A 9,907-nucleotide genomic window follows, 5' to 3' on the forward strand; every position below is an offset into this window, starting at 1 on the left:
CGCGGCGCGACAGCGCCCTGCCTCGCCCCGCCTCACTGCATGATGTCGTCGACGAGCCGCGCCACCAGCCGGTCGCCGAGCAGGTGCTCCTCCACGAGGTCCTTCGCGTCCTCCTCGCGGACGCCGCGGTACCACACGCCGTCCGGGTAGACGGCGACCGTCGGCCCCTCGCCGCAGCGCCCCATGCACGACGTCTTCGTCACGCGGATCTGCTGCTGCTGGCCGGCCTGCTTCACGCCGCGGCGCAGCGACTCGAGCAGCGCCAGGCTGCCGCGGTCCACGCAGTCGGCGTTGCCGCAGACGAGCACGTGCTTGCGCAGCGGGCGGTGGGCGTGCGGGTGGTTCGACGCCTGCGTGTGCGTGAGCGTGTGGCGCACGCTGTAGAGCATCGCCTTGAGCCCGCCGACCTCCCGGGCGAGCCCCGGCAGGGCCGTGCGGTACATGCACGTGTCGCAGGGGAGGGGAGCCTCGCCGGCGAGCGCCTGGCGCGCGCGCTCGTCGATCAGCCCCGACAGCGCGCTCGACCGGCCGAGGTGCGGCGCGAGCGACGCGCGGATCCACGGGTACGTCGACGCGAAGCGGTCGACCTGCTCGGCGAGCTTCGTCATGAGCCGGCCGGCGAAGAGGAAGTAGGGGAGGACGACGACGCGCTCGGGCCGCTGGCGCGCGACGCGCTCCAGCGTCTCCTCGACCGAGGGCCGCGTGACGCCGATGAAGGTCGGCTCGACCAGGAGCAGCCCCCGGCCCTCGCCGATGAGGCGCGTCATCTTGCAAAAATCGCCGTTCGCGTCCGGGTCGCTGGACCCGCGCCCCACCACGACGAGCGCCGTCCGGGCGCGCGCCGCCGGGTCGTCCGGCAGCGCGGACGCGGCGCGCTCGAACGCGAGCTCCGCGAGCGCCGGGTGCACGCCGAGGTGCCGCGCCGCCGAGAAGCGCACGCCCGGGTGCGCCGCCCGCGCCTGCTCGAGCGCCAGGGGGATGTCGTTCTTCACGTGCCCGGCCGCGAACAGGAACAGCGGCACGACCGCCACCCGCGACACCCGCGCCGCGAGCGCCGCGAGCGCGTCGGCGAGGTACGGCGTCGCGAGCTCGATGTAGCCGTGCTGCACCACGAGCCCGGGCCGCGACGCGCCGTAATCGGCGACGAGCGCCTCGAACTCGGCGTTCGACGCGGCGTCGCGGCTGCCGTGGCCGATCAGCAGGAGCCCTTCGTCATGCATGCGAGCGCCTCCTCCAGGGTGAGCGGGAGCATTGCGCGGCCCCGCGGGTCGAGCGGCTCGGCCGGGCCCAGCCGGGTCCAGAGCTCCGCGACCCACGGCCGCCTGAGCCGCGCCCGCGCGAGGAGCTCGCCGGCCGCGAACACCTCCCGCGGCGGCCCGTCCGCGAGCACCTGCCCGTCGCCGAGCAGCACCGCGCGCGTCGCGAACAGCGGCACGAGGTCGACCGCGTGCGTCGCGGCGACCAGCGTGGTCCCCTGCTGCTCCGAGAGCGCGCGCAGCGTCCGGCACAGGGAGAGCTCGCCCTCCGGGTCGAGCCCCGCGGTCGGCTCGTCGAGCAGCAGCACGCGCGGCTGCATCGCGAGCATCCCGGCGATGCACGCGCGCTTGCGCTCGCCGAAGCTCAGCGCCTCGATCGCGCGGCCGGCGAGGTGCGCGATCTGCACGGCCGAGAGCGCCGCCTCGGCGCGGCGCCGCGCCTCGGGCGCGGGCAGGCCCAGGTTCCGCGGGCCGAACAGGACGTCGTCGAGGAGCGTCGCGCCGAGCAGCTGGTCGTCCGGGTCCTGGAGCACGAGCGCGGCGCCCGCGGCCACGGCGTCCGAGGGCGAGCCCACGCGGCGGCCGGAGATCTCGACGCTGCCGCCGGGCGCGGGGAGGAGCCCGACGAGCGTCCGGAGCAGCGCGGTCTTGCCGGCGCCGTTGCCGCCGAGCACCGCCACCGACTCGCCCTCGGCGACGTCGAGGCGCACGTCGCGCAGCGCGGGCTCGGCGCCGCGGTAGCCCACCCTGGGCGCGCGGAGGGCGATCGCGCTCATCCCGCCGCTCCGGCGGCGACGCTGAGGCCGAGGGCCGCGAGGGCGAGGGCGGCGAACGCGAGGTTCGCGGCGGGCGCGCTCGGCCGGCGGTCGGCGACGGGGAGCTCCCCGCGGTAGCCGCGGAGCTGCATGGCGACGGCGGCGTGCTCGGAGCGCTCCAGGGTCCTGAGCGCCACGACGCCCGCGACGGCGCCGGCCGAGCGCGCGGCGGCGCCTGGGCGCGCGAACCCGCCGCGGAGCGCGGCGGCGCTCCACGCGCTGTCGGCGGCGCGCTGGAGCACGCCGGCGAAGCGCCGCGCGAGCGCGAGCAGCTCGACGAGGGCCGCGGGCGCGCCGAGCCCGGCGAGCGCCGCCTCGATCTCGGCCGGCGCGGCGGCGCTCGAGAGCCACCGGAGCACCGCGGCGGCCGCGAGGACGCGCGCGGCGATGGCCGCGGCGCGGCGGGCGCCGTCGCGCGCGATCGCGTCGAGCGGGAACGGCGCGCCCGCGAGGAGCGGCTCGCCCGGGGTGAGCGCGAGCGCGAGGGCCGCGGCGACCCCTCCGAGCCACGCGGCGGGCGCGAAGGCGCGCAGGATGGCGCCGGCGGTCACGCCCTGGAGGGCGAGGGCCGCGCACGCGACGGCGAGCAGCGCGGCCGGCGTCCAGGGCGAGCGCGCGCCCGCGGCGACGCAGCACGCGGCCACGGCGGCCCCGAGGCGGAGCCGGGGATCCACGTCGCGGAGCCGCGCGGGGGGGTCAATCCGCACGGAGCCCGTCGCCGCCGGGCTTGCCGGCGGGCTGGCCGGCGCGCTCCACGAAGAGCACGCGCGAGAAGTAGCCCAGGGCGAAGCCGGAGAGGAGCCCTGCCCAGAGGAAGGCGAAGAGCAGGAGGTCGCCCTCGAGGCCCGCGAACAGCGGCCCCGTGTCGTGGCGGCCGGCGTCCTCGGCGACGCGGCGGACGACGGCCTCGTCGACCCCGTCCCACGAGGCGTCGCCGCACGCGGCGAGCCAGAGCGCGGCGGCGGCCAGCAGCGCGCGCTGCGCGGCCCGCCGCGTCACGACGCCCCCGCGGGGAGCGGGACGACCTGGAGCCGCTCGAGGATGTCGGGCCGCCGGGCGCGCAGGAAGACGAGCGCTCCCGCGGTCATGGCGCCCTCGAGCAAACCGAGCGGCAGCTGGGTGGGGACGAAGGCCAGGGCGACGCCGGTGAACATGGATCCCACCGACCCGTCGCCCGCGAGCCCGAGCGCGAGCTCGAGGGCCGTGGTCGCGTACGTGGCCCAGTCGGACGTCACGCCGGCGAGGAACCCCGCGACCCAGAGGCTCGCGCCGCAGCGCCGCGCGAGCCGGAAGACGAGGTATCCGGTGAACGCGCCCGCGATGCCCATCGACGCGACGTCGGCGCCGAGCGTGGTGAGCCCGCCGTGCGCGAGGAAGAGGGCCTGGATGAGGAGCGCCACCACCGTGACGAGGACGGTCATCCAGGGGCCGATGAGCACCGCGGCGAGCCCGGTGCCGCACGGGTGGGAGCAGGTCCCTGCGGTCGGCACCGGCACGGGCATGCACGAGATCGCGAAGACGGCGGCGGCGACGAGGCCGACGAACGGCTTGTAGAAGGCGTCGTCCCGGGTGCGGCGCCGGAGCAGGTGGAGGGCGACGGCGACGAAGGGCAGGGCGAGCGCGTTCCAGACCGCGCACCAGCCGAGCGGCAGGACGCCTTCCGCGAGGTGCATCGCGGCCGCGGGCCGGGGCGCGAGCAGCGTCGCGAGGAGCACGGCGGCGATGGACACAGCGCGGCCGTGAAGACCGATTTCGGCGCTCCGGGTGAAGTCCGCACCCGAACGCCACGAAGACGTGCGCAAGCTGCACCTCGTGGGGGGCTCGGGTAGGTCTCCCGGCTGATGGGTTCAGGGGGCCTTTCGGGCTCCCAGCGCCGCGTCCACCTTCCCAGGCCTCATCAGAGGCCCAGTGGTCTTTGGAGGCGGCTCCCCACTCACGGTGGCGGTACCGCGCCGGTTTCGCACCGGCTTCCCTGTTATGCCCAGAGGGCACCCGAGGTGTGGATTGTCAGATGGATGCTCGGTAGTCCCGTTTCGCGCCCGGCGTCAAGGACGTCGCGCCGCGGCCGTGGGGCAGGCGCTCGCCCTGCGGCGGCTGCCCCGCGGCCGCGGCGCGCGCTGGCGTGTTCGCGGCGGCCGTCTGGCGGCGCGCGCTGGCGCGTTCGCGGCGGCCGTCTGGCGGCGCGCGCCGGCGCGTTCGCGGCGGCCGTCTGGCGGCGCGCGCTGGCATGTTCGCGGCGGCCGTCTGGCGGTGCGCGCTGGCGCGTTCGCGGCGGCCGTCTGGCGGCGCGCGCTGGCGCGTCTCACGCCGGAACGAGCTCCGTGATGAGCCGCGCGCGCGGGCTACCGCCGCGGGCCGTCCAGCGCGTCGCGGGCCGCCGAGCGCTCCCGGCGTCCGGAGGTCCGGCGCGGCGGAGGGGCGCGCTGTACCGCGCCCGGGTTCACGGCATTGCGAGCGGCCGGTCAGCCGCTGCCGCGGTGTCCACCGCGTGTGGTGCCGTCCTGCCGAGCCGACAGGCTGCGCTGCGCGCGCTCGCGCCCTCCGGGTGCAACGTGGCTTCCGCGAAATTGACCGAGACGCACGCGGACAAGCTTCCTCGAAAAAGCTGCAAGCGATGTGCTTCTGTGGTTAAAGTCTCTTTACTTGTTCATCCCGGGATCGCCGCTCGCTCCCCGGGGGCCCGCTCGGAGCGTGCGCCGCCCCGCGCGTGCGGCGCACGTTCCGGTGATTTTCTCGCTGCAGTGTGCTTTGTTCGTCCTGGCTCTTTACTTGTGAGCAAGTGTTCCGTGCCAGGCTCGCTTCGTCGCGGAGCCTGGCGTGAACGGCGGCGGGCTCTCGTGTTCTCTTTTCGAGGGCGCGGCGAGCGACTCCGCCGGACGCTGCTCCGGCGCGGGTATGCCCGGCTCGAACGCGCATTCGCGAAAATCGGCGACGTGCGCGCTGCGCTGTCACCTGGCTGTCATCGTGCCGGTAGCAATTCGCTCATCCGCGTGCAGCGGTTGCACTTTGTTATCGACAACCAGCTTCCGGGTGCCACACTCCGATCACCGCATGCGCACCGGCGCGGTTTCCCCCCCGGCCCGGAGCGCGTGCGGGCTATCTCGAGCACCGCAGCGGACGTTCTCCGCGCCGCTGCGGTTTCCCTACCGCGGTCATGTCTGGCCCCCCTCCAGCATGACACGCGGTCTTTTTTTGGCTCTCCTGGCGCGCTGTTCGGAGACTTACTTCCCTGTGAATGCCGCCTGCGATTTCGCCAGGAACGCTTTCATTCCGAGCTGTTGGTCCTCGCTGCCGAAGAGCGCGGCGAAAGCCTGGGCTTCCAGCTCGTTGGCGGCGGTGAGGTCGAGGCTCTCGCCGCGCAGCAGGACGCGCTTGGCGGCGGCGACGGCGAGCGGCCCGCGCGAGGCGATCTTGAGGGCGGTGTCGCGGGCGCGCGCGAGGAGCTCGGCCGCCGGGAAGACGGCGTTGACGAGGCCGATCGAGAGCGCCTGCTCGGCGGTGATCATGTCGCCTGAATAGATGAGCTCGCGCGCGCGGCCGGGGCCGACCCGCCGCAGCAGCCGCTGGGTGCCGCCGAACCCGGGGATGACGCCCAGGTTCACCTCGGGCTGGCCGAGCTTGGCGCCTTCCGCGGCGTAGATGAAGTCGCAGGCGAGGGCGAGCTCGCAGCCGCCGCCCAGCGCGAAGCCGTTGACCGCGGCGATCACGGGGAACGGGGCGGTCTCGATGAGGTCGGCGAGGCGGTGGCCTGCTTCGGCGAACCGCTTCGCGGCGATGCTGTTCATGGCGGCCATCTCCGCGATATCGGCGCCGGCGACGAACGCCTTGCCGGCGCCGGTGAGCACGGCCGCGCGCACCTCGCTGCCCTGCGCGAGGAGGTCGTGGAAGGCCGCGGTGAGCTCGCCGAGGACGGCGGGGTTCAGGGCGTTGAGCTTGTCGGGCCGCTGGATGGTCACGGTGGCGACGTGGCCCGCGCGCTCGACGGCGACGAGCTGGAGGGCGCCGCGAGCAGGGACCCCCGGCTGCTGTTCTTGAGCGGTCATGGCGCGTGGTTAGCAGCGCGCGGCGCCGGGGGGAAGCCGGGGCATTGCGGCGGGGAGCGGCGGCGAGGGCGTGCGCGAGCGAGCGGCCTTCGCCACCCGTCATGAGGCTCAGCGTCCGGGCGAGGGGTCTTGTGGACCTCGCGACGGCGCGCGCTGGGGAATCGGCTCTCCTGAAGGACCGAGCTCCACGAATGGGCTGCTCGGGCGAAGCGGCGGAGGAGGTGTCGCGACCTGGCGGGGCTGCGCTGCAGACGCGACGCACTTGCCGTTATCGCACCTCACGCCCTCCAGGGCACCCGAGGGGTTGCACTCCTGATCCTGGAGGCATGAGCGGCACCTGCCATCGATGCACAGCAGGTTCATGCACAGGGCGCCCTTGTGTCCCGTCTCGCAGGCTCCACCGAGCAACACGCCGCGCTGTGCGGGGTTCGGGTTCGGCTCCGGCGTGGCGCAGCGGCCGCGATCGCAGAACCCGCTCGCGCAGTCGCCGTCGGCCCGGCAAGCGGGCTCAGACGTCGCGGCAGCCTGATTCCCGGTCGGGCGCGAACCGCACCCGCCGAGGGCGAAAAGAGCAAGCACGAGCTTCAGGTGAACGAGAGTTGATGCGTGATGCATGCTGGTACCATGCTAGCCAGTCCATCCGTGATCGAGTAGGGACAAACTTCCCGGACGTGCGGAGGATGTCATGCGATTCCGTTTACAACCAAATAATCGAGGCGTATGTTGGGTGAGTTCCAGCGGGGGCGAAATAAGGTTGCGTTGTACGGGATCTCTCGCCGGGTTGCCCGGCCCGATGCGTCTGTCGAGCTCGCTGGAAAGGTGCGGCATTCCTCGATCGCTCTCTGGGCACAGCTGCCTGACACCGGGCAGCTGTGCCCACGTCGAGACTAGAGGCAGCTAGGGTTGTGCCCAGGCCCCCCGAAGAAAAAGTGGCTGAGCCAGAACGGATCGGTCGAGCTGAATCCGGAGACGTGGTCGTAGCAGTTGGAGTTCGTTACCTTGAGCGTCGGAGATGTATACTTTGTAGGGCTGAGGCCGTTCGCTGCGGCAAAATAATTAATTTGTCGCATGTAAGCGGCCGCTCCGAACCCGGCAGAAGCGAAGCTTCCACTCCCCATGTCGGTCGAGGTGGTTGAGATGATGTTGGAGTCGGCAACCTCGCCTTGAACAGCCACATGAGAAGCCTGGCTCTGGAGCCCGGTCGTGTCGAAGAGGGTCCCTGGATAGTAGCCGACCCATTGGTTTATGTACCAGAGCCACCAGTTTCCGTTGAAATATTGCCACGTAAGCCAGATCTCGTACTGATTGGCTACGCCAACAGTGCTGGTCGGTGACAGCGCGACACTGCCCGGAAACACGGTGGTGGATGTCTGGACCCATCCGGTGACGACGCTGTTGTAGCCACCGAGATTGTGGCCGTCCATGGTGTATCCGTTTCGTGTGTAGTAGATGAAAAAGCGCGGGTTGCCGTCGCCGTATCTCTTCGGATCCTCTTGCCAACCTGCTTCAATGGTCTGCAGTGTCTCGTTGCTTCCGCGCGTGACAGCGATCTGGGCAAGGGACATGTCGTTCGTGAAAAATCCCTGCTCGACGAAGGGATTCCATACGTTGACGATGGCGTCGACGCCGTAGTTCGTCACGCTCTTGAAGCTCCCGGCGTAGAAGCGCTCGTTGCCACCGCTGACGCGCGGCTTGATGCCCGGGCTGTCCTCTTTCTCCTGCTCCTGCCATATCACGCCGTTGGGGACGCCGGCGCGCCCTGATCTCGAGAGGAAGTCCGCCACCGATCCAGGGGCATGGATTCGTTCCACGTCAGGCCTGAGCAGGGGTACGGTGCCCGCAGGGCCTCGCTCTTCGGTGTCCGCCTCGAGCTCCGTGGTGGGCACGTTCAGCAGCGCTCTGGCAGGCGGGGCAGGAGGCGGCGTGGCGACGGACTCTCCCGGTGGAACTTGAGACTCGATAGGCACCCAGTCGACGATCTGACCGCTGCGCGTGCGCGTCGTCGCGACGACCTGGAGGCCTCGCTGCCGCGTCTCGAGCCAATCTGCGACCTCCTGCGAGACCTGTCGCTCTTCCGGGTTCCTTTCGATAGAGACGTCATCGGGCTGTGCTTCGCCGCACCCTCCGAGGAGGGTAGCGACCAGGCCGCAGAGCGCTGCGCTCGTGGCGAGGCTAGTGTACCGTGAGAGTGGGCGCGTGTTCATGCAGGTGCCTCCCTGGGTGGCCGTTGGCTACCAGCGCTGTCGCAGGTGACCGCTCAACGACGCACGCGCGCGGCCTGTTGCAATCGTCGAGCCATGCTCCCGGTGCTGCGATCAGGCCGGTTTATGCGGCTGTGTCAATTCAAGAGGCGGAAGTTCACCGTGGCATGTCACGGGACATGTCACAAATGGAGCGTGACATGTCACGAAGGGAGCGTGACATGTCCACCTCCCGGTACCCCCTCCGAAGAGAGTCAGCGGTACCCCCTCCGAAGAGAGTCAGCGGTACCCCCTCCGAAGAGAGCCAGCGGGGGAGGGGGTGCCGCGCGGGGGGCCGGCGGGGTAGGGCCCCACAAACCCGAGCGCCGGCGTGCTCCTCGCGCCGCCCTCCGGGACCGACCCACCCATTCCCACGGCAATAGCCCCCCAAAAGGCGCGAGTTTGTGGGAGGGGCCCCCGCCGGCCCCCCGCGCGGCACCCCCTCCCCCGCTGGCTCCGTCGCAGCCGCGCCCCCCTCCTCCGCTGGCTCCGTCGCAGCCGCGCCCCCTCCTCCGCTGGCTCCGTCGCAGCCGCGCCCCCTCCGCTACACCGCCCGCCCCGTCTTCTGCCCCTTCTCGTCGTACACGTAGAACCCCCGCCCGCTCTTCTTCCCGTACCACCCCGCCGCCACCAGGTTCCGCAGCAGCGTGGGCGCCCGGTACTTCGAGTCCCCGAACTCCCGGTGCAGCACCTCCGCGATCGAGAGCACCGTGTCCAGCCCGATCAGGTCCGCGAGCTCCAGCGGCCCCATCGGGTGGTTCAGCCCGAGCCGCGCCCCCGCGTCGATGTCCTCCGGCGTGGACAGCCCCTCCTGGAGCGCGAAGCACGCCTCGTTCAGGAACGGGATCAGCATCCGGTTCACGATGAACCCCGGCTGGTCCTTCGAGGTGATCACCGTCTTGCCGAGCCCCACCGCGAGCGCCCGGACGGCCTCGTACGTCGCGTCCGACGTCTGCACCCCCCGGACGAGCTCGACAAGCTTCATCAGCGGCACCGGGTTCATGAAGTGCATACCGATGACCAGCTCAGGCCGGCCGGTCACCGCCGCGAGCCGCGTGATCGAGATCGACGACGTGTTCGACGCCAGGATCGCCCCCTTCGGCATCGCCGCGTCCGCGAGCTTGAAGATCCCGCTCTTCACCTCGAAGTTCTCGGTCACCGCCTCGACGGCCAGGTCGACCCCCGACAGGCCGGCGATGCCGTCCGCGACCGCCACGCGGCCGAGGAGCGCCTCCCGCGCCTCGGCGGCCAGCTTGCCCTTCTCCACCAGCTTCGCGAGGATGGCGGCGATCTGGGCCTTGCCCGACTCCGCCAGCGCCCTCGAGACGTCGCACAGGACCACCTCGAGGCCCGCGGCCGCGGCGACCTGGGCGATGCCTCGCCCCATCTGGCCCGCGCCGATCACCCCGAAGCGCTTGATCGTCGTAGCTTCCATGGCCGCGGTTGATACCCGAAGCCGAGGGCGCGGTGAACCGCCCATGCCGACGGCCCGCCCGCTGGCCGTCCCCGCAGCAGAAGCACGCGAAAGCTCCGCCCGCGCTTCCCGACCCGCG

8 protein-coding genes and 1 riboswitch are annotated in these 9,907 nt (G+C 72.1%); all 8 genes read right to left on the reverse strand.

Going from position 1 to position 9,907, the window contains the following annotated elements:
* Positions 1 to 32: 32 nt before the first annotated feature.
* The 8 genes from WMF26_RS02285 to WMF26_RS02320 all read right to left on the reverse strand — a co-directional run bounded on the left by WMF26_RS02285 (position 33) and on the right by WMF26_RS02320 (position 9,789).
* The gene (locus WMF26_RS02285) at positions 33 to 1,220 is read right to left on the reverse strand and encodes a CbiX/SirB N-terminal domain-containing protein (protein ID WP_437998978.1); all 1,188 of its coding nucleotides are present in this window, start codon (positions 1,218 to 1,220) and stop codon (positions 33 to 35) included.
* Positions 1,196 to 2,032 carry an energy-coupling factor ABC transporter ATP-binding protein gene (locus tag WMF26_RS02290; RefSeq protein WP_061626885.1) on the reverse strand — a complete coding sequence of 279 codons (837 nt, stop codon included), beginning with the start codon at positions 2,030 to 2,032 and terminating at the stop codon, positions 1,196 to 1,198. The genes WMF26_RS02285 and WMF26_RS02290 overlap by 25 nt, the downstream gene beginning before the upstream one ends.
* Positions 2,029 to 2,778 (reverse strand): CbiQ family ECF transporter T component, encoded by a 750-nt coding sequence (locus WMF26_RS02295; RefSeq protein ID WP_437998979.1) that lies wholly within the window; start codon positions 2,776 to 2,778, stop codon positions 2,029 to 2,031. The genes WMF26_RS02290 and WMF26_RS02295 overlap by 4 nt, the downstream gene beginning before the upstream one ends.
* The gene (locus tag WMF26_RS02300) at positions 2,768 to 3,070 is read right to left on the reverse strand and encodes a hypothetical protein (protein ID WP_437953731.1); all 303 of its coding nucleotides are present in this window, start codon (positions 3,068 to 3,070) and stop codon (positions 2,768 to 2,770) included. Before WMF26_RS02300 ends, WMF26_RS02295 begins: the two co-directional genes overlap by 11 nt.
* Positions 3,067 to 3,801 (reverse strand): energy-coupling factor ABC transporter permease, encoded by a 735-nt coding sequence (locus WMF26_RS02305; protein WP_061621266.1) that lies wholly within the window; start codon positions 3,799 to 3,801, stop codon positions 3,067 to 3,069. The genes WMF26_RS02300 and WMF26_RS02305 overlap by 4 nt, the downstream gene beginning before the upstream one ends.
* Positions 3,802 to 3,878: 77 nt before the next feature.
* Positions 3,879 to 4,082: riboswitch (cobalamin riboswitch) on the reverse strand.
* A 1,210-nt stretch (positions 4,083 to 5,292) separates the two neighbouring features.
* Positions 5,293 to 6,114, reverse strand: a complete 822-nt coding sequence (locus tag WMF26_RS02310) for an enoyl-CoA hydratase/isomerase family protein (protein WP_437998980.1) — start codon at positions 6,112 to 6,114, stop codon at positions 5,293 to 5,295.
* 887 nt (positions 6,115 to 7,001) lie between these two features.
* Complete coding sequence (locus tag WMF26_RS02315) at positions 7,002 to 8,318, reverse strand: neprosin family prolyl endopeptidase (RefSeq protein WP_437998981.1); 1,317 nt, start codon at positions 8,316 to 8,318, stop codon at positions 7,002 to 7,004.
* 580 nt (positions 8,319 to 8,898) lie between these two features.
* Entirely contained in the window at positions 8,899 to 9,789 is an 891-nt protein-coding gene (locus tag WMF26_RS02320) for a 3-hydroxyacyl-CoA dehydrogenase family protein (protein ID WP_437953733.1), read from the reverse strand.
* Between the last annotated feature and the right edge of the window lie 118 nt (positions 9,790 to 9,907).

This window comes from Sorangium sp. So ce185 (assembly GCF_051526825.1).
Taxonomy (GTDB): domain Bacteria; phylum Myxococcota_A; class Polyangia; order Polyangiales; family Polyangiaceae; genus Sorangium; species Sorangium cellulosum_D.